22 protein-coding genes are annotated in these 24805 nt (G+C 66.9%); 11 read left to right on the top strand and 11 right to left on the bottom strand.

What is annotated here, in order from left to right:
* Together IM708_RS11430 and IM708_RS11425 are read right to left on the bottom strand one after the other, a co-directional pair.
* Positions 1-181, bottom strand: a 181-nt coding sequence (locus IM708_RS11430) for a hypothetical protein (protein ID WP_209426655.1), incomplete at its 3' end; no start/stop codon positions are given.
* Positions 182-1059: 878 nt separating this feature from the next.
* The gene (locus IM708_RS11425; protein WP_209426654.1) at positions 1060-1824 is read right to left on the bottom strand and encodes a LytTR family DNA-binding domain-containing protein; all 765 of its coding nucleotides are present in this window, start codon (positions 1822-1824) and stop codon (positions 1060-1062) included.
* A 151-nt stretch (positions 1825-1975) separates the two neighbouring features.
* Between IM708_RS11425 and IM708_RS11420 the strand changes: the two genes are divergently transcribed.
* The 5 genes from IM708_RS11420 to eda all read left to right on the top strand — a co-directional run bounded on the left by IM708_RS11420 (position 1976) and on the right by eda (position 5712).
* A complete protein-coding gene (locus IM708_RS11420) occupies positions 1976-2611 on the top strand; it encodes a hypothetical protein (RefSeq protein ID WP_209426653.1) in 636 nt (211 codons plus the stop codon).
* 41 nt (positions 2612-2652) lie between these two features.
* Positions 2653-3045 (top strand): hypothetical protein, encoded by a 393-nt coding sequence (locus tag IM708_RS11415; protein ID WP_209426652.1) that lies wholly within the window; start codon positions 2653-2655, stop codon positions 3043-3045.
* A gap of 294 nt (positions 3046-3339) precedes the next feature.
* Positions 3340-3627 (top strand): hypothetical protein, encoded by a 288-nt coding sequence (locus IM708_RS11410; RefSeq protein WP_209426651.1) that lies wholly within the window; start codon positions 3340-3342, stop codon positions 3625-3627.
* A gap of 42 nt (positions 3628-3669) precedes the next feature.
* Positions 3670-4881, top strand: coding sequence for a serine hydrolase (locus tag IM708_RS11405; protein ID WP_209426650.1), 1212 nt, complete (start codon positions 3670-3672; stop codon positions 4879-4881).
* Positions 4882-5052: 171 nt separating this feature from the next.
* Positions 5053-5712 (top strand): bifunctional 4-hydroxy-2-oxoglutarate aldolase/2-dehydro-3-deoxy-phosphogluconate aldolase, encoded by a 660-nt coding sequence (gene eda / locus IM708_RS11400; RefSeq protein ID WP_209426649.1) that lies wholly within the window; start codon positions 5053-5055, stop codon positions 5710-5712.
* Between the two features lie 273 nt (positions 5713-5985).
* On the opposite strand, the gene IM708_RS11395 is transcribed toward eda, so the two are convergent.
* The 3 genes from IM708_RS11395 to argE form a co-directional block, all read right to left on the bottom strand.
* Positions 5986-7149: a M20 aminoacylase family protein gene (locus tag IM708_RS11395; protein WP_209426648.1), complete on the bottom strand. Its 1164-nt coding sequence runs from the start codon at positions 7147-7149 to the stop codon at positions 5986-5988.
* Positions 7150-7173: 24 nt separating this feature from the next.
* Positions 7174-8340, bottom strand: coding sequence for a M20 aminoacylase family protein (locus tag IM708_RS11390; protein ID WP_209426647.1), 1167 nt, complete (start codon positions 8338-8340; stop codon positions 7174-7176).
* Positions 8341-8614: 274 nt separating this feature from the next.
* Complete coding sequence (gene argE / locus IM708_RS11385; protein WP_209426646.1) at positions 8615-9787, bottom strand: acetylornithine deacetylase; 1173 nt, start codon at positions 9785-9787, stop codon at positions 8615-8617.
* A gap of 203 nt (positions 9788-9990) precedes the next feature.
* On the opposite strand from argE, the gene IM708_RS11380 reads away from it, so the two are divergent.
* The 5 genes from IM708_RS11380 (at position 9991) to IM708_RS11360 (ending at position 15775) form a co-directional block, all read left to right on the top strand.
* Positions 9991-10989 (top strand): ABC transporter ATP-binding protein, encoded by a 999-nt coding sequence (locus IM708_RS11380; RefSeq protein WP_209426645.1) that lies wholly within the window; start codon positions 9991-9993, stop codon positions 10987-10989.
* Positions 10986-12053 (top strand): oligopeptide/dipeptide ABC transporter ATP-binding protein, encoded by a 1068-nt coding sequence (locus IM708_RS11375; protein ID WP_209426644.1) that lies wholly within the window; start codon positions 10986-10988, stop codon positions 12051-12053. The genes IM708_RS11380 and IM708_RS11375 overlap by 4 nt, the downstream gene beginning before the upstream one ends.
* Positions 12050-13765 (top strand): peptide ABC transporter substrate-binding protein, encoded by a 1716-nt coding sequence (locus tag IM708_RS11370; protein WP_209426643.1) that lies wholly within the window; start codon positions 12050-12052, stop codon positions 13763-13765. The genes IM708_RS11375 and IM708_RS11370 overlap by 4 nt, the downstream gene beginning before the upstream one ends.
* Before the next feature lie 80 nt (positions 13766-13845).
* Positions 13846-14853: an ABC transporter permease gene (locus IM708_RS11365; RefSeq protein WP_209426642.1), complete on the top strand. Its 1008-nt coding sequence runs from the start codon at positions 13846-13848 to the stop codon at positions 14851-14853.
* Positions 14846-15775 (top strand): ABC transporter permease, encoded by a 930-nt coding sequence (locus IM708_RS11360; RefSeq protein WP_209426641.1) that lies wholly within the window; start codon positions 14846-14848, stop codon positions 15773-15775. Before IM708_RS11365 ends, IM708_RS11360 begins: the two co-directional genes overlap by 8 nt.
* 170 nt (positions 15776-15945) lie before the next feature.
* Here IM708_RS11360 and IM708_RS11355 read toward each other — a convergent pair whose 3' ends face one another.
* Positions 15946-16371 carry a TIGR01244 family sulfur transferase gene (locus IM708_RS11355; protein ID WP_209426640.1) on the bottom strand — a complete coding sequence of 142 codons (426 nt, stop codon included), beginning with the start codon at positions 16369-16371 and terminating at the stop codon, positions 15946-15948.
* Positions 16372-16617: 246 nt separating this feature from the next.
* On the opposite strand from IM708_RS11355, the gene IM708_RS11350 reads away from it, so the two are divergent.
* Positions 16618-16950, top strand: a complete 333-nt coding sequence (locus IM708_RS11350) for a TraR/DksA C4-type zinc finger protein (protein WP_209426639.1) — start codon at positions 16618-16620, stop codon at positions 16948-16950.
* 10 nt (positions 16951-16960) lie between these two features.
* Here IM708_RS11350 and IM708_RS11345 read toward each other — a convergent pair whose 3' ends face one another.
* The 5 genes from IM708_RS11345 to IM708_RS11325 form a co-directional block, all read right to left on the bottom strand.
* Positions 16961-17179, bottom strand: a complete 219-nt coding sequence (locus IM708_RS11345; protein WP_209426638.1) for a hypothetical protein — start codon at positions 17177-17179, stop codon at positions 16961-16963.
* 85 nt (positions 17180-17264) lie between these two features.
* Positions 17265-19355, bottom strand: a complete 2091-nt coding sequence (gene recG, locus IM708_RS11340) for an ATP-dependent DNA helicase RecG (protein ID WP_209426637.1) — start codon at positions 19353-19355, stop codon at positions 17265-17267.
* A complete protein-coding gene (gene ligA / locus IM708_RS11335) occupies positions 19352-21466 on the bottom strand; it encodes an NAD-dependent DNA ligase LigA (RefSeq protein ID WP_209426636.1) in 2115 nt (704 codons plus the stop codon). Before ligA ends, recG begins: the two co-directional genes overlap by 4 nt.
* 120 nt (positions 21467-21586) lie before the next feature.
* A complete protein-coding gene (locus IM708_RS11330; RefSeq protein ID WP_209426635.1) occupies positions 21587-23089 on the bottom strand; it encodes an NAD(P)(+) transhydrogenase (Re/Si-specific) subunit beta in 1503 nt (500 codons plus the stop codon).
* A 19-nt stretch (positions 23090-23108) separates the two neighbouring features.
* Entirely contained in the window at positions 23109-24680 is a 1572-nt protein-coding gene (locus IM708_RS11325) for a Re/Si-specific NAD(P)(+) transhydrogenase subunit alpha (protein WP_209426634.1), read from the bottom strand.
* Positions 24681-24805: the final 125 nt, after the last annotated feature.

Raw genomic sequence — 24805 nt, 5'->3', positions numbered from 1 at the left:
TCACTTCCGCGACGCGAGTATCTGTCGCTCTCAGCACTTCATGTTCCGTAGCTACGATATTCAGCCTTGACTTGAAGCTCAGCCGCCCAACAACGTCGCCGTCAGACTCGGCCTCCTTAGCAAGAGCTTTGAGCTCCGCCTTTTGCCTTTCGGGCTCTGCCATTCTTTGGAGGTCAGACATTGAACTTACCCCCTAATGCCAGATCGACCGCGTTGAACTCCATGACGTCCACTGCAAGGGGAATTTCAATTATTTTTTTTGTGGCCGTATCTCGCATGTCGGAGAAAAGTCCGAACCAGTATGTCGAATTCCGGACGAGGGCTCGAGAGCTTGCATCAAGCTCAATTGCGGTAGGTGTCGCACTTATACACGGGCTTCATCGCGCTCGTGTCGAATACTTTGCGAATAAGTGCCCTTCGTAATCCGCGGCCCAGGATTTGGGGTCGGCCTGATATTTAAGTGGGCGGTTAAACAGTGTTACGACATCAATATCACTCGGGCTGCGCCTTCTGAGCTTTTCAACATTCTCAACGAAGCTGCCGTTAATCCACTGATACCCGCAAACAAAACCGCCCGAGTGAAGGTGCTTTCGGTAGTGATTCAGTCCTTTTAGCAGTTTGGCGCGGTCTGGCGATGTGCAGAATCGCTCGACAACATCGAATATGGACGCGATATAGGGTGATCGCGCGTCCGGAATTGTGGCATGACCGGAAATGAACGGCGGCAGAGCGCCGTGTGCTGAAAAATTTGGAGTGGTGGCCCGAAATCCAGAAGCACTGCAATACCGACTTCCGCCTCAGCGACACGGCTGTTCACAGGGAGTGGAACGACGCGCGCGCCGCGTTGACGTCGGAGTTCACAGATGAAGCACAGATGAAAAAGGCGCTTTGAATACCTTATTTATATAGGCACATAGCCACGCCCACGACGTGCAGATCACTCGCGAAAGCCCGAACTACAGTTCCTGAATCTTTGCGAATCCTTTCCACGGCAGGTTTCGGATTTGACCCGATAGAAACTTTCACTCCCACTCAGGCCAGTGCGATTGCTGCGCGCCTTCAGCCCAGCCAGCCCTCGGTCTTGAGACTCTCGCGATAGGTGCGGCCGACCGGAACGCGGCGATCGTCAGAAAGGCGCAACATCAGGCGCTGGCCGTCGCGTTCGACAGCCTCGACGGCATTCGCGGCCACCCACCAGGACCGATGCACGCGGAGGCCGAGAGCGCCAAGCTCGCGTGCTGCGTCCTCCATCCGGCAAAGGATCAGATCACTGCCTTCGGTGGTATGGACGACCAGGTAGTGGTCCTGCATTTCAAGGCACAGGAGGCGGCCCTCGAGCGGGCGCGCAAGGCGAGCCAGGAAGAGCGCAAGGCCAGTCGCCGCTTCACCGCTTTCTCCGGTATCTTGTGGCGCGGAGCCTGGTGAGCGAGCTGCGCTTTCTGCCACTTCGCGCAGGTCTGCGAACGTGTAGACTGGCAAGGAGATCGCGACGAGGAGGAGGGCGACCTTCCAGTAGAGCGACAGAATGCTTTCCGGCCAGCCGATGCCGGAAACCCCGCCTGCAATGGCGACAACTCCGGTAGCCGGCAACGAGACAAGCACCGCGCCGAAAAGCGGTACGAGAATGCGGCGCAGCGAAATGTCCTCGGGCACGACGTCGTCGACCCGACGGATTGCAATGTCGCAAAGCAGCCAGTTGAGCGCGACGATGGCCAGCCAGTAGGTCAGTCGCGGCAGCGTCGGCAGCATCTCGTAGGTGCCGAACGGCCCGATCAGGCCTAGCACCGCCCCCAGAACAACCGGCCCTGCCAGCCGCTGCCCCATGTCATGTATCCGTTCACGCATCGCGAATGCACCCTAACACGCCGTTCACGCATTTCCCCAGCCTTTCCCGAAGCTTCCGTTGAGCGTGGGGCCGGCCTGCCGCATCTCTGTCCGCGATGGCCCGCATGAGACCCAGGACGGAGGCATGACGATGATCGAGATGACCCTTTTGCTGCATATCGCCGCGGGTTTCACGGCGCTCGGCGCGGCGGGCATCGCACTCGGCACGACGAAGGGCGCGACCTGGCACAGGCGCGCGGGTCAGGTCTACGTGCTGGCCATGCTGGCAGTGACGCTGACGACCTTCGTTCTGGTCGCGAAGCGGCCAAACCTGTTTCTGCTCGTCATCGGCATCTTCAGCTTCTACCTGGTGTTCACCGGCTGGCGCGCGGCGCTGCTGCGCGAGGGCCAGCCGCAATGGATCGACCATCTGGCCGGCGTCGCCATGACGCTGACGGGCGCGGCGTTGCTGGGCCTGGGCGCGCTGGGTCTCGCAGGCGCAGGTGGCGCGCAGCCGGTGATCCTGCTGGTCTTCGGCTCGATCGGGCTGACGATGGCGCTGTCGGACTGGCGGGACTGGCGCGCCGGGCCGGTCACCGGCAAAGCACGCATTTCGCGTCACCTGACGCGGATGGTGGCCGGTACCGTCGCCACGATCACCGCCGCCATGGTCGTCAACCTGAACTTCCTGCCCGACCTCGTCACATGGCTGGGCCCGACCGCACTGATCACGCCTTTGATTTTCTGGTGGAACGCGCGCATCCTGCGCCACGCGGCAAGCGCCTGATCGCGCCGCGACGCTTCTCGCCATATCCAGAGGATTTTGTCATGATCTTTCGCCTCGCTGTCGCACTTTCACTGACCGCAGCACCGGCTCTCGCCTCTGGCTTCCAATTCGTCGAGATTCCGGCGACGGGAACCGAGCCGGCAATTGAGGCCGCGGTCTGGTATCCGACCAACTCGCCCGTGCCCGAGGCGTCGAACACCCGCTATGATCAAGGTCTGGCGTATGATGTCCCGGTCGCGGGCGAAGGCCTGCCGGTTGTCGTCATATCGCATGGCGATGGTGGCTGGTTCGGCGGGCACGCGGGGCTCGCGCGCGCTGGAATGGTCGCCGTTGCGCCCAACCATCCGGGCAATTCCGACGGCGACGAGACTGCGCCCCCGAACGGTGGATCACCAAGCGCCCGCGGCATCTGGCGCGGGTGGTGGATCACATGACCGCCCACTGGGATCAGGCCCCGCATGTCGATGCCGACCAGATCGGCGCGTTTGGTTTTTCGGCCGGCGGCCACAGCGCGCTCGCCGCCGCCGGCGCCCGGGTGTCGCTGTCGCGTATTGCGGCACATTGCGCCGAGGCGCCCGAGGAATTCGCCTGTCGAACCGGCATGGTCGAGGCGGTCGTCGCGGGGGGCGGGCGACTTTCCAGCGCCGATCCCGGCACTCCGGGCTGTCGTCGCCGCCGCACCCGGCTTCGGCTTCAGCTTCGACCCCAGCCAGGTTGCGGCTCTGGACGTGGCCCTGCAGCTCTGGGGCGGGGCCGAGGATGTGCGCGTCCCGCATGCCGGCAATGTCGCACCGCTGGCCGCCGCACTGACCGCGCCGTCCAAGGCGTACCGGGTCGCGAGCGCCGGCCATTTTGCCTTTCGCCCACCCTGCGACCCAGCGGTGGAAGCGGCAAACCCGCGCATCTGGGAACTGGCCTGCACCGATCCGGCTGGCTTCGACCGTGTGGCGTTCCAGCGTCGGTTCAACGCGGCGGTGGTCGCGTTCCTTGCCGCGCAACTGACCGAAGGCGACTGACGGGCCGCTGCTGCCGACCCCCTCACCAAAAGGAGACTTCTCATGTTCACCAACCGGCTTTTCCGCATCACCGCCTGGACCCTCGGCATACTCGCGCTGCTGATCCTCGCCGGTTTCTTCTGGCTGCGGCAAAGCCCCTACTGGGCCGGGATCACTCTGTTTGCCGAGGACTACCGGGTCGAGAACTTCCGCGACATGGATCGGGTCTTTCCGTCCCGCCCGGTGGCGCGCTCGGGCCCGGTGTGGGCGTTCGACTACGACCCGCGACCGCTGCCCGACACCTACGCCTTCGCGGGAGCAGACCATGACCTCGACGCATTTCTCGACCGTACCGAGACGACCGGCCTGCTGGTCGTCCACCGGGGCGCGATCACGCATGAGGAGTATCGGCTGGGCGCCGACGAGACCTCGCCCTTCACCTCGTGGTCGATGGCGAAATCGGTGATCTCGGCGCTGATCGGCATCGCGCTGGAGGAGGGGCATATCGCCAGCCTCCGCGATCCGATCGGCGGTTATGTCCCGGACCTCGACGGGACCGCCTATGGCGCGGTGCCGATCGAGGATGCGCTGACCATGTCCTCGGGGGTGGACTTCGACGAAGACTACGCGCGCGCGATGTCCGACATCAACATGCTCTTCATCCGCGCCATGGCGATGGGCCAGCCGCAGGTCGACATGCTGGCCGGGCTGGAAAGCACCCGCGATCCCGGCACGTTCAATGACTACGTCAGTTCCGACACGATGGCGCTGGGGCTGGTGCTGGAGGGCGCGACGGGGATGCCCGTGGCCGAGTATCTGGAAAGCCGGCTCTGGGGTCCGCTGGGGGCCGAGCGTGACGCCTTCTGGAGCACCGACCGCCAGGGCCAGGAATTCGCGCTCTGCTGCCTGAACGCCACCTTGCGCGACTATGCCCGCTTCGGCCGGCTTTACCTGGAAGGCGGCGCGCGCGACGGTCGGCAGATCATCCCAGCCGTCTGGGTCGACGCCTCGGTCACGCCGGAGGCCGCGCATCTGCAACCGGGCGACAACTCGGCCTCCAGCTGGACCTTCGGCTACGGCTACAAGTGGTGGATACCGGAAAACCCGCAGGGCGATTTCACCGCCATCGGGGTCTGGGGGCAATACATCTACATCGACCCCTTGCGCGAGGTCGTCATCGTCAAGACCAGCGCCGATCCGGACTTCGACGAGAACGACCACGAAAGCGTCGTCGTCTTCCGCGCCATCGCACGGGCGGTTGCGGGCGAGTCGTGACGCCTGCAGTCAGTGGCGCGATGGTTGGGAGTGTGGCGCCTCTTTTGTCGACCGGGAGAAAGAAGCTTTCTTTCACGGACGCCGGAAACACCACCCCTGTCCCGGTTTCTCAGTTGCCCGGGCAGAGCGACTGGGCTAGGGGCAGGTGACCGCTGCAACCGGAGCCCGCACATGACCCCTGCCCTGCAAAGCCACGCCGTGCTGGCTCTGAGCCGCCTTTGCCCGGTGATCCCGGTCCTGGTGATCGAGGACGCCGAGGATGCCGCGCCGCTGGCCGCGGCGCTGGTCGCGGGGGGGATGCCGGTGCTGGAGGTCACGCTGCGCACCCCGGCGGCCTTGGCGGCGATCGCGGCGATGATGCGGGTTCCCGGCGCGCGCGTCGGCGCGGGGACGGTCCTGAGCGCGCATGACGCGGCGCGGGCGAAGGCGGCGGGGGCGGAGTTTGCCGTGGCGCCGGGGACGACGCCCGGGCTGATCGCGGCCTGCGTCGCGCAGGGCCTGCCGCTGATGCCGGGTGCTGCGACGGCGAGCGAGGTGATGCACCTGCTGGAGCAGGGGTTCAGCATGATCAAGTTCTTTCCGGCGGAGGCGGCGGGGGGCAGGAAGATGCTGGCCTCGCTTGCCGGCCCGCTGCCGCGCGCGCGGTTCTGCCCCACGGGGGGCATCGGCCCCGACACGGCGCCGGACTATCTGGCGCTGCCGAACGTGGTCTGCGTCGGGGGGTCATGGATCGCGCCGCAGGCCGCGCTTGCCGCCGGCGACTGGGCGGGGATCACGGCGCGCGCGAAGGAAGCGGCGGGGTTGCGCCGGTCGGTCGACAGAGCAGTGTGATCGACGGCGGAGCGAGAAGTGCTCACGCGTGAGCACGCTCGCAAGTGGCTGATAGAGCGATAGAATTTTTCAAAATTAACCTCAATGAAACTTTCTGCGCACCGCGCGTCACGGCGCGGCGCGGGCAGTTTTAACACCGGAATGCTTGCACGGCCCGGAAAGGCGGCGCCGGCGATGCACAACCCGGCCGGGGACCGCAAGCCCACGCGGCCACGCGATCCCTGCAGGGCCGCCGAGCGCCGGTCGTCGTCGCAACGGCTGGCGGGCTCCCGGTCAGGCGGCGGGCATGCGCTGCTCGACGATCTCGGCCCACCAGCTGCAGCCGGCGGGGATGGCGTCGTCGTCGAAGTCGTAGTCGGGGTGGTGGACCTGCGCGGTATTGCCGTTGCCGACAAGGATGTAGGCGCCGGGGCGTTCCTCGAGCATGAAGGCGAAGTCCTCGCCGCCCATGACCAGCGGCGCGGTCTGGCAACCGCCCGAGACCTTGGTCGCCACTTCGGCGGCGAAGGCGGTCTGTTCCGGCGCGTTCACCATCACCGGGTAGCCGCGCATGTAGTCGACCTGCGCGGTCGCGCCGAAGGCCCCGGCGACGCCAGTCGCGAGCGCCTTGATTCGGGTTTCGGCCAGCGCGCGCGTCTCGGGGTCCATGGTCCGGACCGTGCCCTTGAGTTCGACGCGCTGCGGGATGACGTTGAACGCCTCGGACTCGGTGCGGAACGAGGTGACGGAGACCACGAGGTTCTTGACCGGGTCATGGTTGCGGCTGGCGACCGTCTGCAATGCGGTCACGAGTTGCGCGGCGACGACGGTCGTATCCACGGTCTCTTGCGGTTTCGCGGCGTGACCGCCCTTGCCTTCGAGCTTGATCCGGAAAGTGTCGGTGGCGGCAAAGAAGGCCCCCTCGCGGATGGCGAAATGGCCGACCGGGAAGCCCGGCATGTTGTGCATCCCGTAGACTTCCTGAATGCCGAAACGCTCCAGCATGCCGTCCTCGCACATCGCGCGCGCGCCGGCGCCGCCCTCCTCGGCGGGCTGGAAGATGATGACGGCGGTGCCGTCGAAGTTGCGCGTCTCGGCCAGGTATTTCGCGGCGCCCAGAAGCATGGCGGTGTGACCGTCATGGCCGCAGGCATGCATCGCGCCCGGCGTCTTCGACGCGTGAGCGGCGCCGGTGGTTTCGTTGATCGGCAGGGCGTCCATGTCGGCGCGCAGACCGATCACCTTGCCCGAGTCGTTCTGGCGGCCGCGGATGACGGCCACGACACCCGTCCGGCCGATCCCTTCGACCACCTCGTCGCAGCCGAATTCGCGCAGCTTTTCGGCGACGATGCCGGCGGTACGGTGCACCTCGTAGAGGAGCTCCGGGTTTTCGTGAAAGTCGCGGCGCCAGGCGGTGATCTCGGGCAGCAGTTCGGCAAAGCGGTTCTTGACGGGCATGAAGGCTCCTTTTCGGGCGTCGGATCAGGCGATGGGCATGCGCTGTTCGGCCAGCGTGGCGAACCAGCTGCTGCCGGCGGGGATGATCGTGTCGTTGAAGTCGTAGGCGGGGTGGTGGCACTGGGCGCTGTCGCCATTGCCGAGGAAGATGTAGGCGCCGGGGCGCGCTTCGAGCATGAACGAGAAATCCTCGGCGGGCATGATCGGGCGCACCTCGCGGTCGACATGCCCGGAGACGGCGGTGGCAGCCGCGGCGGCGAACTCGGTATTCTCGGGCGTGTTCATGGTCACCGGATAGCCGCGTTCGTAATGCACCTCGGCGCTGGCGCCGTAGGCCATGGCGGTGCCGGTCGCCAGCGCCTTCACCCGTTCCTCGGCCAGGTCGCGCAGGCCGGGTTCGAGGCAGCGCACGGTTCCCTGGAGCTTCGCGGCATGCGCGATCACGTTCGAGGCCGTGCTGTCGGTATGGAAACTGCCCACGGTCACGACGATGGAGCCCAGCGGGTCGGCATTGCGCGACACGATGGACTGGAGCGCGACGACGATGTGGCTGGCGACCAGGGTCGTGTCGATGGCCCGGTGCGGCATGCCGGCATGGCCGCCGCGGCCGGTGACGGTGATCGTGAACTCGTCGGCAGAGGCGAGCATGGCGCCCTCGCGAATGGCGAACTGGCCGGCGGGGATGCCCGGCATGTTGTGCAGGCCGTAAACCTCGTGGATGCCGAAGCGGTCCATCATGCCATCCTCGACCATCGCGAGGCCGCCGGCGCCGCCCTCCTCGGCGGGCTGGAAGATGACCACGGCGGTGCCATCGAAATTGCGCGTCTCGGCCAGGTACTGGGCCGCGCCGAGCAGCATCACCGTGTGCCCGTCATGGCCGCAGGCGTGCATCTTGCCGGGCGTCTTCGAGGCATGGGGCGCACCGGTGACCTCGTGAATGGGCAGGGCGTCCATGTCGGCGCGCAGGCCGACGACGTGGCCCGAGGCGGTGGCGCGCCCGCGGATCACGCCGACGACGCCGGTGCGCCCGACGCCTTCCACGACCTCGTCGCAGCCGAATTCGCGCAGCTTCGCGGCGACGATGCCGGCGGTGCGGTGGACATCGTAGAGCAATTCCGGGTGCTGGTGGAAATCATGCCGCAGCGCCGTCAAGGCGGGATGCAGGTCGGCAAATCGGTTCTTGACGGGCATGACGCGGGCTCCGCTGCGGATGCTTCGGCTGTGTATTCGCGCGAACCGAACGCGAGGGCAAGGGGCCGGGATCGGGCGTCCGGTCGGCGCAGGCCGAGGCCTGTATGGCGCGCGCCTTTGCACGGACGTGGGAAACGGTGTCGAAACGGGCGTCGGTCCGCATGCGGACCATTCCGCAAGGCATTGCATCAAAACACGGAATCGGCGCCGTTAACCGCAATGAAACTTCTGGCACGGCCCGCGTGAAGCGGCCAGGCCCCTGTCGCCGCCGGTGTCAGGGCGCGCAGAGATCATCGAGCAGGCGATCGAGGAACGTCTCGGCGGCGGCGAACTGCGCGAGGGTGACGAACTCGTCGGGTTGGTGGGCCTGGGCGATGTCGCCCGGGCCGCAGACGACGACCGAGTAGCCGCGGGCCTGGAACTGCCCGCCCTCGGTGCCGTAGCTGACGACGTGGCGGGCGTTGTCGCCGGTCAGCCGGCGGACCATCGCCTCGGCGGGGCCACCGACCTCGGGGGTCAGGGCCGGGGCGTGGAAGACCTGCTCAAGCGTGATGCCGCTCTCGGGCTGGATGGCCTGCATGCCGGCGGAGATGCGCGCGGCCTCGGCATTGGCGCGGGCGGCCCAGTCCTCGGGCGCTTCGCCGGGGACGACGCGGAAGGTCAGGTCGAACCAGCAATCCTGCGCGGTGATGTTGTGCGCGGTCCCGCCGCTGATGCGGCCGACGTTGATGGTGGTGAAGGGGGGGTCGAAGGCCGCAGCCTCGGGCGAGGGCGGGCGGGCGGCGTTTTCGGCGTTGCAGCGGTTGGCCCAGTCGATCAGGCGCGCCCCTTCCATCACCGCGTTGACGCCGTGGGGCTGGCGCGAGGAATGGACGGCATGGCCGCGCACCTGCGCGCGGTAGCCCAAGCCCCCCTTGTGGCCGGTCACGAGCTTCATCATCGACGGCTCGCCGACGATGACCGCCGCCGCCCGCGGCAGCGCGCCGACCATCGCCTCGACCAGGTCGGCGACCGCCATGCAGCCCACCTCCTCATCATAGGAGAGCGCCAGTTGCAGCGGGCGCGCGAGGGGCATCTGCGCGGCCTTGACCATCGCGGCGATCGACAGGGCGACGAACCCCTTCATGTCGCAGGTGCCGCGACCGTAGAGGGCGCCGTCCTTCTCGGTCAGCGTCCAGGGGTCGGTGGTCCAGGCCTGCCCCTCCACCGGGACGACGTCGCTGTGTCCCGACAGCACCACGCCGCCGGGGACCGCCGGGCCGGTCTGGGCGAAAATATGCGCCTTCATGCCGCAGGGCGAGGGAACGCGGGTCGAGGCGATGCCATTCCCGGCAAGGTAGTCCGCGACCCAGTCGATCAGCGGCAGGTTGCTGTCGGCGCTGATCGTGGGAAAGGCGACAAGACGTTCCAGAATGGCGCGCGGCGACAGGACTTCGGGGCTGGGCATCGATCTCTCCTCTGGTAGGCCGGCGCGTTGCCCGGGGGCCGCGCGCGATGCGCAAGAACCGGGCAGTCGGGGCGGCGTCGGCGCAATGCCGACAGTCCCCCTCGGGATTTTGTCTTGCCGGGTCGCGCGTTTGTTGTAAAGGTGGCGCCAACGCGAACCCGAAAACGGGCGCAAGACAACAACTTTTCCCTGGGGAGGGATGTATGCCCGATGGGGCCGTGCCCGTTCTTGATGTCAAGAACCTGAAGACCGTGTTCCACACGCGCGCCGGCGATATCCATGCAGTGAACTCGGTCAGTTTCAGCCTGAAACCCGGGGAACTGCTGGGCGTCGTGGGCGAATCCGGTTCGGGCAAGTCGGTCACGATGATGTCACTTCTGGGACTGCTGCCATCGCCCCCCGCCGAGGTGCGCGAGGGCGAGGTCATGCTGGCCGGGCGCGACCTGCTGAAGGCCACGCCGGAGGGGTTGCGCAGGGTCCGCGGGCGCGAAGTGGGTTTTGTCTTTCAGGACCCGATGACCAGCCTGAACCCGGTCTTCACGGTCGGTTTCCAGATCATCGAGCCGTTGCGCAAGCACATGGGCATGGATCGCAAGCGGGCGCGGGCGCGGGCCACCGAGCTTCTGGAACTGGTCGGCATTCCCGATGCCGAGCGGCGGCTGAAGGACTTTCCGCACCAGTTCTCGGGAGGGATGCGGCAGCGGGTGATGATCGCCATCGCGCTCGCCTGCGACCCCAAGGTGCTGATCGCCGACGAGCCGACGACGGCGCTGGACGTGACCATCCAGGCGCAGATCATCGAACTGGTCAAGGAACTGCGCCAGCGCCTTGGCATGGCGATCATCTGGATCACGCACGACCTGGGCGTCATCGCCGGCATCGCCGACCGGGTGATGGTGATGTATGGCGGCCAGGTGGTGGAACACGGGCCGGTGCGCGAGATCTTCGCCGACCCCGCCCATCCCTACACCCGCGCGCTGCTCAGGACCGTGCCGAAGCTGCGCGAACCGCGCGAGGACAAGCTGCGCGTGATCGAGGGGCAGCCGCCGATGCTGGGCGCGCACCCTGCCGCCTGCCCGTTCCGCGCCCGCTGCGACCATGCCTTCGACCGTTGCCACCGGCAGAATCCCCCGCGGCGCGATATCGGCAAAAACCACGACACCGCGTGTTTCTGGGACCACCGGACGGGCCAGCCGGTATGAGCAACGGGCGCAAGAAACTGGTCGAGGTGAAGAACCTCAAGATGCATTTCCCGATCCTCGGCGGGCTGCTGCGCCGCCAGGTCGGTGCGGTCAAGGCGGTGGATGGCGTTTCGTTCGATATCTACGAGGGGGAAACCCTGGGCATCGTCGGCGAGTCGGGCTGCGGCAAGTCAACCTGCGGTCGCGCGGTGCTTCGGCTCTACGATATCACCGAAGGGTCGGTTACGATCGACGGGCGGGACATCTCGCACCTGAGCCAGGCGCAGTTGCGCAAGCTGCGGCCGATGATGCAGATGGTCTTTCAGGACCCGCAGGCGTGCCTGAATCCCCGCATGACGGTCGCCTCGATCATCGCCGAACCGCTGGAGGAACACGGCAAGCTGACCGGCAAGGAGCGGTTGGAGCGGGTCTACGAGCTGATGGACGCGGTCGGCCTGAACCGCAATTTCGCCAATCGCTATCCGCACGCGTTTTCCGGCGGGCAGCGCCAGCGGATCGGGATCGCGCGCGCGCTGGCCCTGAACCCGAAGTTCATCGTCTGCGACGAACCCATCGCCGCGCTGGACGTGTCCATCCAGGCGCAGGTCGTCAACCTGCTGGAGGAGTTGCAGGAGCGGTTCGGCCTGACCTACATGTTCATCAGCCACGACCTGAGCATGGTCAAGCACATCGCCGACCGGGTGGCGGTGATGTACCTGGGCAAGGTCGTCGAGCTCGCCCCGCGCGACGCGCTCTACCAGTCGCCGCTGCATCCCTATACCGAGGCCCTGCTGTCGGCCGTGCCGGAGCCGGACCCCTGGCTGGAAGAGAAGGTCGAGCGGATCATCCTGACGGGTGACGTGCCCTCGCCGTCCAACCCGCCGGAAGGGTGCAACTTCTGCACCCGCTGCCCGAAGGTGATGGAGATCTGCCACCGGATCGACCCCGCGTTCCAGGAGGTCGCGCCCGGGCGGTTCGTGGCGTGTCACCTGCACGACGCCACCCGGCACAATATAACCACGAGCGCGGGTTCAACCGGCGCCACGACGAGGTCCGAGCATATCCAACAAGGAGAGAATGCATGAAACGCAGAACGGCATTGATGGGGGCGGTCGCTGCACTGGCGCTTGTCCCGGCGCTGGCAACGGCGCAAGAACGCGAGCGGGGCTCGAGCGGGCACCTCAACGTGATCTACTGGCAGGCGGTTTCGACGATGAACCCGTTCCTGTCGGGCGGCACGAAGGAGATGAACGCCGCCTCGATCGTGCTGGAGCCGCTGGCGCGGTTCGACAACGAAGGGCAGCTGGTCGCCTGGCTGGCCGAGGAGATCCCGACGCTGGACAACGGCGGCGTCGCCGAGGATCTGATGTCCATCACCTGGCGCCTGAAGGAGGGGCTGGTGTGGTCCGACGGGACCGACGTCACCGCCGGCGATGTGGTCTTCACCTATGAATACTGCACCCACCCGGAAGGCGGCTGCGCCTATCGCGACCGCTTCGCCGGGATCGAGAGCGTCGAGGCCGTGGACGACCACACGATCCGCATCACCTTCGAGGATGCGACGCCCAACCCCTACCTGCCCTTCGTCGGCGCGGGTTCCCCGATCATCCAGCGGGCGCAGTTCGAAAACTGCATGGGCGCGCGGGCGCCGGAATGCACCGATCAGAACTTCGCCCCGATCGGCACCGGCCCCTACAAGGTCGCCAACCTGCGGCCCAACGACGTGGTCGAGTTCGTCATGAACGAAAACTACCGCGTCGCCAACCAGCCCTATTTCGAGACCATCACCTGGGCCGGCGGCGGCGACGCGACCGGTGCGGCGCGCGCGGTCTTCCAGACCGGCGAGATGGACTATGCCTGGAACCTGCAGCTCGCCCCCGAGGTGATCGCGCAGATGGAGGCCGGCGGGCGGGGCGAACTGCTGGTCGATTTCGGCCCGCTGATGGAGCGGATCGAGATCAACTTCACCGATCCGTCGCCCGACCTGCCCGATGACGAGCGTGGCACCCGGATGCATCCGCACCCGATCCTGACCGACATCCGCGTGCGCGAGGCGCTTTCCCGCGCCATCGACCGCGAGTTGCTGACCGAGATCGGTTACGGGCCAACCGGGCGGCCGGCCTGCAACTTCATCGTCGCGCCCCCTGCCATGGTGTCTCCGAACAACGACGACTGCCTGGTGCAGGACATCGACCGCGCCAACGCGCTTCTGGACGAAGCCGGCTGGGAACGCGGGTCGGACGGCATCCGCGTGAAGGACGGCGAGCGGCTGGAGCTTCTGTTCCAGACCTCGACCAACGCGGTGCGTCAGGACTTCCAGGCGCTGATCCAGCAGTGGTGGCGCGAGATCGGGGTGGAAGCACAGCTGCGCAACATCGACGCCAGCGTGTTCTTCGGGTCCGACCCGTCGAGCCCGGATACCTACGTGAAGTTCTGGGCTGACGTCGAGATGTACGCCTCGCTCTTCGAGGGGACCGATCCGACGCCGCACCTGGAGCAGCGTCGCTGCGGCCGCGAACCCCGCCCCGAGACGCAGTGGCAGGGCCAGAACATCAACCGCTACTGCAACGAGGAGTATGACGCGCTCTGGGCCGAACTGAACCGCGAGCCCGAACCGGCACGGCGTCAGGAACTGGTGATCCAGCTCAACGACATCTTCGTGCAGGACTATGCCCATCTGCCGCTGGTCGCGCGCGGCCGGGTTTCGGCCAAGGCGAACACGCTGGGCGGTGTCGTCCTCAACGTCTGGGACTCCGAGCACTGGAACCAGGCCGAGTGGTACCGGATCGAGGAGTGATCCGCGCCTGATCGCCCGCCCCGGTCCTGCCGGGGCGGGCCCTTTTTCCCGACCACTGCCCAATCCGCAGGGGCTGATCGATGTTAACCTACACGCTGCGGCGCCTTGCCTTCGCCGTTCCGACCGTCCTGATCATCAGTCTGGTCGTCTTCCTGATGCTCGACATGGCACCGGGCGATCCGACGTCGAGCCTGCCGCTGACGATCCCCATGGAGATCCGCGAGGAGATCCGCGCCGCGCTTGGCCTGGGCGAGCCGGTGCTGATCCGCTACGTCAAGTGGCTCCAGATGATGGTCATCAACGAGCCGCTGCACATGATCGCCGGCGCCACCGGCTGGGACATCGCCCCGGACGGGCCGCGCATCTTGTCCTGGCAGACGCGCTCGCCGGTCGGCGACATCATCGTCCAGCGGATTCCGCAAACGCTGTGGGTGGTGGGACTGGGCTATGTCTTCGGCATCCTGATCGCCCTGCCGATCGGGGTGATTTCGGCCTATCGGCAGTATTCCTGGTTCGACCAGGTCGGGACATTCGTGTCGATGGTCGGCTTCTCGGTGCCGACCTTCTTTACGGGCGTCGTCTTCATCCTGATCTTCTCGGTCTGGCTGGGCTGGTTCCCGTCGATGTACGACACGACGCTGAGCGTGACCGACTGGGACAGCTTCGTCCGCCAGGTCAGCCAGATCGTCATGCCGGTCGCGGTTCTGGCGCTCTACAACGCCAGCCAGATCAGCCGCTTCATGCGCGCCTCGATGCTGGACAACCTGAACCAGGACTACGTGCGCACCGCCCGCGCCAAGGGCATGCGCGAACAGACCGTGGTGATGGTGCATGTGTTGCGCAACTCGATGATCCCGGTCGTCACCGTGATCGCCATCGGCATTCCCACGGTCTTCACCGGCGCCATCATCACCGAGCAGATCTTCCGCGTGAACGGGCTGGGCGACGCGCTGATCCGCGCGATCTACGCCAGCGACTGGCCCATGGTCCAGACGATCACCTTCATCTTCGCGATCCTGATCGTGTTCTTCAACCTGATCGCCGATGTTCTCTACGGCATTCTCGACCCGAGGATCCGCTATGACTGATGCCGCCCCCGCGCCCGCCGCCGAGGACATCCACGACCTGCGTCCGCCGCGCAACCAGTGGTGGGACGTCTGGGACCAGTTCAAGACCCACAAGGGCGCCATGGTGGGGATGATCGTCTTCGTCTCGATCATCCTGTTCGTGACCGTCGGTCCCTGGCTCTGGTCGTTCGATCCCGGGCATATCGATATCCGCTCGCGCAACCAGGGCAGCAGCTGGACGCATCCGATGGGGACCGACCAGCTTGGCCGCGATATCCTGGCGCGGATGATGTACGGAGGCCGCGTGTCGGTCGCCGTCGGCATGACCGCGATGCTTCTGGGGCTTCTGGTCGGTACGCTGATAGGGGTGCTGGCCGGCTATTTCCGCGCGCTCGACGCGCCGCTGATGCGCACCACCGACCTGTTTCTGGCGCTGCCGCTGCTGCCGCTTCTGCTGATCCTGGTGGCGCTGTTTCGTGACGTGCTCGAAGGGGTGTTCGGACAGGCGATGGGGGTGTTCGTGCTGATCGTGGTGGCCATCGCCATCACCAGCTGGATGCAGACCGCGCGGATCGTGCGCGGCGATGTCCTGGCCCTGAAGGAGCGTGAGTTCGTGCTTGCGGCGCGGTCCATCGGGACGCCGTCACGGCGCATCAACACCCGCCACATCCTGCCCAACGTGATGTCGCCGATCATGGTCTCGGCGACGCTGGGCATCGCCTCGGCGATCATCACCGAATCGGCGCTGTCGTTCCTAGGCCTCGGCTTCCCGCCGGATTTCCCGACCTGGGGGCGCATCCTCTATGACGGGCGCGACTGGATCGAGCAGTACCCGGCGCGCGTCGTCTGGCCGGGGGTGTTCATCTCGCTCACCGTGCTCAGTGTGAACTACATCGGCGACGGGCTGCGCGACGCGCTTGACCCGCGCATCCGGGGCCGCTGACCCGGCGCCCGCGGGGCGGCGCCCGATGCTTTATTTTCGGTTAACGCCGGTAGCGTTTGGCAGGAAGATCAACACGTTGGCGTCCGGTCCACGCTTGGACCGGCAGGCTCAACATGCCTTTTCGGACGAATTTTTGGCGCGCGCGGCGATGACTGCGTCCGGTCCGCAACCTAGCCCTCGCGCGCCAGCTTCTCGATCAGATCGCGGAACTGCGGGGTCTGGTAGCCGTATTTCTCGCCCGCCGCGACCAGTTCCTCGGTCGGGCGGGTTCCGGCAAGCGCGAGCGCCCAGGCGATCGACGACCGGTTTCCCGAGGCGCAATAGGCGAGGACCTTGCCGCCCCCCTCGATCGCCGCCTTCTGCGCCGCCACGTTCTCCATGTTCAGCGCGCCGCCGACGATCGGGTTGACCACCAGCTTCATGCCCGCCGCCTCGATCTTCGGGCGCAGGGTCTCGGCGTTCAGGTCGGGCGGGTTCTCGCCGTCGGGCCGGTTGCAGATCACGGTGTCGAAGCCCGCCGCGGCGATATCCGGGATATCCTCGGGCGTGATCTGCGGGGTGACCGCGTAGTTGGAATCCAACGGGCGTATGTCCATTTCGGTTCTATCCTCTGCGCTCTGTCTGGCGACTCTCCTGCGTCGATGCAGGGCCTCGCAACCGCGCGCAACCATAGTCCCGATCCGGGATCGTGGAAAGCCGGCCCGGCGTCCGGAACCCGCGATCCGGGGTCCCGAGTTGCCGCAAGCTACCGGCCGGCCGCATCAACGAAGCCTTGACATGAATCATGGTCCGGCCCGTACACTGGTGCCAGCCTCAAGGCGCAACAACGAAGGAAGCACAACATGACCGACATCCCCCAGGCAGAGCTTGACCGACGCCGCACCCAACTGGAGGCGCGGCTTTCCGAACTCGACGCCCGTCTGCAAGGGATCGAGAGTGAACTGATGTCACATCAGGCCAAGGACTGGGAGGAACTCGCCACCGAGCGCGAGAACGACGAGATGCTGACCTCCATGGGCGAGGAAGGCAAGCAGGAGATCCGCATGATCCACGCCGCGCTGAAACGCCTGGACGAAGGCGAATACGGCTATTGCACGAAATGCGGGGACCGGATCGCCGACGCCCGGCTGGACCTGCTGCCGGCGACGCCCTTCTGCAGCAATTGTGCCACCTGAGGCCGCGACCTCAGGAAAACGCGATGCCGAGGATCACCAGCATCAACCCGATCACCGAGCAGAAGAGCGCCGCCAGGTTCAGCAGCACACCGCGGCGCAACTTCGCGCGCATCGTGGCGTCATCGTGCCCGGCCTTGCGCAACCGCAGCGCATAGACGCCCGACGCGACCAGGCCGGCGACCCCAAGCAGCGTCACCAGCACACCGGCACCGATCAGTAGTGATTCCATCGCGCGGTCCTTCCGTTCCGGTCCTTTTCTAGCGGCTCGCCGCCGCCGGGTGAAGACATGCGGCCCCGTCGCTTCGCCGCAGCGGTCAGCCGACCTGCAGAAGACGAATGGCGCGATCCTGTTCCATCAGCCACAGGAGCACACGCGCGGCCTGCCCGCGCGTCCCCGCAAGCGACGGATCGTCGACCAGCAGCTTGCGCGCGTCGCTTTGCGCGACTTCCATCAGGCCGGCCTGGCGTTCCAGGTCCGCAAGGCGAAATCGCGGCAGGCCGGATTGGGCGGTGCCGATCATGTCGCCGGCGCCGCGCAGCGCGAGATCCTCCTCGGCGATACGAAAGCCGTCATCCGTCTCGCGCATCAGCTTCAGCCGGCGCGCCGCCGCGTCGCCCAGCGGCGCATCGTAGAGCAAAAGGCAGGTCGAGGCCCCGGTCCCGCGCCCGACGCGTCCGCGCAACTGGTGAAGCTGCGCCAGCCCGAAGCTTTCGGCGCGCTCGATGATCATGATCGTCGCGTTCGGCACGTTCACGCCCACCTCGATCACCGTCGTCGCAACCAGGACCCGGGTCCGGCCGGCAACGAAGTCGGCCATCGCGACGTCCTTGTCGGCGGGGGGCAGCTGGCCGTGGACCAGGCCCACCACCCCCTCGCCCAGTGCCGCGCGCAACGCCTCAAAGCGCGATTGCGCAGCGGTCAGGGTCACGGTTTCGGATTCCTCGACCAGCGGGCAGACCCAATAGGCCTGCCGCCCTTCGGCCACCTGCGCCTTCAGCCGCGCGACCACCTCCTCCATCCGCTCGGTGGCGGCGAGCGAGGTGACGACCGGCTGCCGCCCCGGCGGCTTTTCGTCCAGAAGCGAGACATCCATGTCGCCATACTGCGCCAGCGCCAGGCTGCGCGGGATGGGGGTCGCGGTCATCACCAGCACGTCGACGCGGTGCCCCTTTTCCCCCAGCGCCATGCGCTGCGCGACGCCGAAGCGGTGCTGTTCGTCGATCACCGCCAGCCGCAGGTCGCGGAATTCGACATCGCGCTGGAACACCGCATGCGTGCCGATCAGGATGTCGATGAAGCCCGCGGCCAGGTCCGACAGTCTCTTGCTCCGCTCGCGCCCCTTGTCGCGGCCGGTCAGTAACGCGACCCGCACGCCCGCCGCCGCCGCCATCGGCGCGATCCCCTCGGCATGCTGGCGGGCGAGGATTTCCGTGGGCGCCATCAACACCCCCTGCCCGCCCCCCTCGACCGCGGTCAGCAACGCCGCCATCGCCACCAGCGTCTTGCCCGAGCCGACATCGCCCTGCAGCAGCCGGTTCATCCGCGCGTTCGCGGCCATGTCGGCCGCGATCTGGGCGATCGCGCGGGCCTGCGCGCCGGTCGGGGCGTAGGGCAGTCCAGCCAGCACCTTGCCTACCAGCCGCCCGTCGCCGGCCGTGGCGACCCCCGGCTTGCGCCGCGCGCGCGCCCGTGCCAGCGCCAGCGTCAACTGATGTGCGAAGAGTTCGTCATACGCCAGCCGTTCGCGGGCGGGCGCGGACGGCGACAGATCGGCCATCCCGCTAGGTGCGTGCGCCGCCGCCAGCGCTGCGGCCCAGTCGGGCCAGCCGCGCTGCGCCTTCAGCGTGGGATCGATCCATTCCGGCAGGTCGGGTCGGCGGTCCAGCGCGCCGGCGACGGCCTTCTGCACCTGCCGCTGCGTGACACCGGCGGTCAGCGGGTAGACGGGTTCGAACGCCGGCAGGGTCGCGGCCTCCTCCGGGCGCAGGACGTGGTCGGGATGGACGATCTGCGCGACTCCGTCGAACAGTTCGACCTTGCCCGAGATCAGCCGCCGCTGGCCGGTCGGCAGCAGCTTCTGCAGGTAATCGCCGCGGGCATGGAAGAAGACCAGCTGAAACTCCTGCCGCGCATCGCGAACTAGCACGCGGTAGGGCCGGCCCCGCTGGCGCGGCGGCAGGTGATTGCCGATCTCGACCTCGACGGTGACCGCGGTGGGTGGCGTGACATCGCGGATCGATTGGCGCAGGCGGCGGTCGATGCCCGAATGCGGCAGCAGGAACAGCAGATCCCGCGGTTTCTCGATGTCGAGGCCGGCCAGCAGTTGCGCGGTCTTCGGTCCCACACCTTCCAACCCTTCGAGCGTGGCGAAGAGCGGGAACAGGGCTTCGGGCCGGCCGGTCATGCGCCGATCAGGTCCAGCCAGGCATCCTCGTCGATCACCCGCACGCCCAGCGCCTCGGCCTTGGTGGCCTTCGATCCGGCGCCTTCGCCCGCGATCAGAAGGTCGGTTTTCGCCGAGACCGAGCCCGCGACCTTCGCGCCCAGCGCCTCGGCCCGGGCCTTGGCTTCGGCCCGGGTCATGCGCGTCAGCGTGCCGGTGAAGACCAGCGTCAGGCCCGCGATCTCGCTGTCCTTGACCTGCGGCGCCTCGGCATCCTGGATCTCCAGATGCGTCGCCAGATCGTCGATGGCGCGGCGCTCGGCGGCGTTGGCGAAGGTGTCGATCAGCGATTGCGCCATGACCGGGCCGACACCGTTGATCGCGGTCAGTTCCGAAATCGCCGCTTCGGACGGTCCGGTGAGGCAGGTCTCGAACGCGTGCCAGGTGCCGAAATGCCGCGCCAGAAGCTGCGCCGCCGTTTCGCCCACGTGCCGGATGCCGAGGGCAAAGATCATCCGGTGAAGCGGGATGCGCCGGCGTTCGTCGATGGCGCGGAAGAGGTTGTGCGCCGAAGTCTCGCCCCAGCCCGAGCGATTTCGCAGCTTGGTGACGTTCTGCCGGTCGCGGGCTTCGAGCGTGAAGATGTCGGCGGGGGTGCGGATCGGCAACTGGTCGTCGTGATAGAAGGCCTCGACCTGTTTCGCGCCCAGCCCTTCGATGTCGAAGGCGTTGCGCGACACGAAATGCTTCAGCCGTTCCATCGCCTGCGCCGGGCAGATAAGCCCGCCGGTGCAGCGGCGCACCGAATCGCCCGGCTCGCGCACCGCCGGAGAGCCGCATTCGGGGCAGCTCTCGGGGAAGGCGAAGAGCCGGGCGTCGGTCGGGCGCGCCGAGAGGTCCACGTCAGCCACCTTCGGGATCACGTCGCCCGCCCGGTAAACCTGCACCCGGTCGCCGATGCGGATGTCGCGCCCCTCGCGGATCGGCGCACCCTTCGAATCGCGACCCTGGATGTAATCCTCGTTGTGCAGGGTGGCGTTCGAGACCAACACCCCGCCGACATTGATCGGCCGAAGGCGCGCGACGGGTGAAAGCGCGCCGGTGCGGCCGACCTGGATGTCGATCCCCTCGATCACCGTCCAGGCGGTTTCGGCGGCGAACTTGTGGGCGATGGCCCAGCGCGGCGTCGTCGACCGAAAGCCGAGGCGCCCCTGCAGGCTAAGGTCGTTCACCTTGTAGACCACGCCGTCGATGTCGTAGCCCAGATCGGCGCGCCGCGCTTCGATCTCGCGGTACTGCGCCAGCATCTCGTCGAGGCCGTCGCAGAGGCGGGTCAGCGGATTGATGCTGAAGCCGAGCCGGCGCAATCGTTCGAGCGCGTCCATCTGCGTCTCGCCCAGGGCCTCGGAAAGCGCGCCCCAGGAATAGGCGAAGAAGCTGAGCGGACGGGCGCGCGTGATCTCGGGGTCGAGTTGGCGCAGCGATCCGGCGGCGGCGTTGCGCGGATTGGCGAACGTGCGCTTGCCGGTCTCCGCCGCCCGCGCGTTCAGCGCCTGGAAATCGGCGTGACGCATGTAGACCTCGCCGCGCACCTCCAGCAGGTCGGGCGCGCCGCTCAGCCGTTGCGGGATATCGTCGATGGTCGCGGCATTGGCGGTCACGTCCTCGCCGGTCTCGCCATCGCCGCGGGTGGCGGCATGGATCAGCCTGCCCGCCTCGTAGCGCAGCGAGAGCGACAGCCCGTCGATCTTCGGCTCCGCGGTGAAGGCCAGCGGCGCATCGTCCTTCAGCCCCAGGTAGCGCCGGATGCGGGCGTCGAATTCGCGCAGGTCGTCCGCGTCGAAGGCATTTGCGAGCGAGAGCATCCGCACCGTATGGCGGATCTTGCCGAACCCCTCGGCCGGCGGCGCGCCGACCTGTTCGGTCGGGCTGTCGGCGCGTTTGAGGGCCGGAAAGCGCGCCTCGATCGCGGCGTTGCGGCGCTTGAGCGCGTCAAATTCCGCATCCGCCATCACCGGGGCGTCGGCCTGGTAATAGGCGCGGTTCGCCTTGTCCAGCAGGCCGGCCAGCCGATCCAGTTCGGCCTGCGCCTCGGCCTCGGACAGCTTTTCGACCGGACGATCCCCTTCCATGCGCCTCACCCGCGGTTTTTCCATGTGATAGGCGCGGCGCCAGGCGAGGTCCAGCCACAAGCGGACGGAGAGGCCAGCGCGCCCACCGACGAGGGCGCGCTGGCCGGGTTGCGGACCGGCTCAGTCGATCAGCGGCAGCAACGCGTCGAGGGACTTCTTGGCGTCGCCGTAGAACATCCGCGTATTCTCCTTGAAGAAAAGCGGGTTCTCGATGCCCGAATAGCCCGTGCCCTGACCGCGCTTGCTGACGAATACCTGCTTGGCGCGCCAGACCTCCAGCACCGGCATGCCGGCGATGGGGCTGTTCGGATCGTCCTGCGCCGCCGGATTGACGATGTCGTTCGAGCCGATGACGATGGCGACGTCCGTCGTCGGGAAGTCGTCGTTGATCTCGTCCATCTCGAGCACGATGTCGTAGGGCACCTTCGCCTCGGCCAGAAGCACGTTCATGTGCCCGGGCAGTCGACCGGCGACCGGGTGGATCGCGAAGCGCACGTTCTTGCCCCGCGCTCGCAGCTTGCGGGTCAGTTCCGACACCGACTGCTGCGCCTGCGCCACCGCCATGCCGTAGCCCGGCACGATGACGACCGAATCCGCCTCGTTCAGCGCCGCGGCAACGCCGTCGGCGTCGATCGCGATCTGCTCGCCCTCGATCTCCATCGCCGGGCCGCTGGTACCGCCAAAGCCGCCGAGGATCACGCTGACGAAGGAGCGGTTCATCGCCTTGCACATGATGTAGCTCAGGATCGCCCCCGACGCGCCCACCAGCGCGCCGACCACGATCAGCAACTCGTTGCCCAAGGAGAAGCCGATCGCCGCCGCCGCCCAGCCCGAATAGGAGTTGAGCATCGACACCACGACCGGCATGTCGGCCCCGCCGATGCCCATGATCAGGTGATAGCCGATGAAAAGCGCCAGCGCCGTCAGGGCCAGAAGCATCAGGATCGCTGCGAAGCCGTTTTCGGCAAAGGTCAGATAGAGGCCCGCGAAAACGACCGACAGAACGGCCGCGCCGGCATTCAGCATATGCCCGCCGGGCAGCTGCTGCGGCGCGCTGTTGATCCGGCCCGCCAGCTTGCCGTAGGCCACGACCGAGCCGGTGAAGGTGACCGCGCCGATCCAGATGCCCAGCATCAGCTCGATGCGCAGGATCGTCACCTCGACCGCCGTCTTGCGGCCGATGATCATGGCGAAGTCGGTCAGGCCCAGCCAGAGGTCGTAGGCGGCCAGCGACATCGGGCCCTGGGGCTGGGGGAAGGGAAGTGCTGCCTCGGCGAAGGCCTGGGCGACGCGTCCGATCTCCAGATGCGCGTTCAGGCCGACGAAGACCGCCGCCAGCCCGACGAGGCTGTGCATGATCGCGACCAGTTCGGGCATCTGGGTCATCTTGACCCGCGTGGCAAGCTGCCAGCCCACCAGCCCCCCCAGCACGATGAGGATGATCGAGAGCACCCACAACCCGCTGCCCGGGCCGACCATCGTCGCCAGCACCGCGACACCCATGCCGACGATGCCGTACCAGACCGCGCGCTTGGCCTTTTCCTGGTTCGAAAGCCCGCCCAGCGCCAGCACGAAAAGGACTGTCGCAACCGCGTAGGCGGCCATGGTGAAACCGAAATCCATCAATCCGTCTCCTGCCCGCTCAGGACTTCTGGAACATGGCGAGCATGCGCCGTGTCACCATGAAACCGCCGAAGATGTTCACCGCCGCCATCAGGATGCCCAAGGCCGCCATGATGGTGATCAGCATGGAGGTCGAGCCGATCTGCATCAGCGCGCCCAGGATGATGATCGAGGAGATGGCATTGGTCACCGCCATCAAGGGTGTGTGCAGGCTGTGCGCGACGTTCCAGATCACCTGGAAGCCGACGAAGACCGCCAGCACGAATATGATGAAGTTGCGCATGAAGCTTTCAGGTGCGACCAGCCCCACCGCCATCACCGCCGCGCCGGCGACCGCCAGCAAGATGACCTGGCGCTTCGTCTCGGCGCGGAAGGCGGTAACCTCATTCCCGCGAATCTCCGCCGTCGTCAGTTCCTTGGGCTTTGGCTTGGGTTTCTGGGCCGCGATCGCCTTTACCTTGGGCGGCGGCGGCGGGAAGGTGACCTCGCCCGCATGCGCGACGGTGGCGCCGCGGATCACGTCATCCTCCATGTTGTGCGCGATCACCCCGTCCTTCTTGGGCGTCAGGTCGGTGATCATGTGCCGGATGTTGTTGGAATAGAGCGTCGAGGACTGCGTCGCCATCCGGCTGGGGAAATCGGTATAGCCGATGATGGTGACGCCGTTGTCGGTGACGATCTTCTCGTCAGGCTTCGTGAGGTCGCAGTTGCCGCCCTTCTCGGCGGCCAGATCGACGATCACCGAGCCGCGCTTCATCGCCTTGACCATGTCCTCGGTCCAGAGCTTCGGCGCGGGTCGGCCGGGGATCAGCGCGGTGGTGATGACGATGTCCACCTCGGGCGCCAGTTCGCGGAATTTCTCCAGCTGCTTTTCGCGGAATTCGGGGCTCGACGGCGCGGCATAGCCGCCGGTGGCAGCACCGTCCTGCGACTCCTCGAACTCGAGGAAGACGAACTCCGCGCCCATCGATTCGATCTGCTCGGCCACTTCGGGGCGCACATCGAAGGCCATGGTGATCGCGCCAAGGCTTGTCGAAGTGCCGATCGCAGCCAGCCCGGCGACGCCCGCACCGACGACCAGCACCCGCGCGGGCGGGATCTTGCCGGCGGCAGTCACCTGGCCGGTGAAGAAGCGGCCGAAGTTGTTGCCCGCCTCGATCACCGCGCGATAGCCGGCGATATTGGCCATCGACGACAGCGCGTCCATCTTCTGCGCCCGGCTGATGCGCGGCACCATGTCGATGGCGATGATGCTTGCGCCGGTGTCTTTCGCCTGCTCCAGCATCTCGGCATTCTGCGCGGGCCAGAAGAACGAAATCAGTGTCTTGCCGGCCTTCAACCGCGCCAGCTCGTCGGCGACGGGTTCGCGCACCTTGACGATGACGTCGGCCCCGGACCAGAGCGCGTCGGCGTCGGGAACGAGCTTGACGCCCGCAGCTTCGTAGGCCGCATCCTCGAAGCCGGCCGCCGCGCCGGCACCGGCCTCGATCAGGCACTCATGTCCCAATTTCTGCAACTGGACTGCCGACTCCGGCGTCATCGCCACCCGGTTCTCGCCGGGCATCACCTCTTTCGGTGCGCCAATCTTCACGCGTCGTCCCCCATGTTACCGGGCGGGCGATACCCGCCATCGCTCCCCATGCTGCGTGTGCTTAGCGCGCGACGGTCGGCTAAACAAGTTTGTGTGCAGCGACAGGCCCCCACGCGCGGCTGAAT

This window comes from Pararhodobacter sp. SW119, from assembly GCF_017811755.1.
Lineage (GTDB): Bacteria > Pseudomonadota > Alphaproteobacteria > Rhodobacterales > Rhodobacteraceae > Pararhodobacter.
This window is presented reverse-complemented; position numbering and strand designations above follow the sequence as displayed.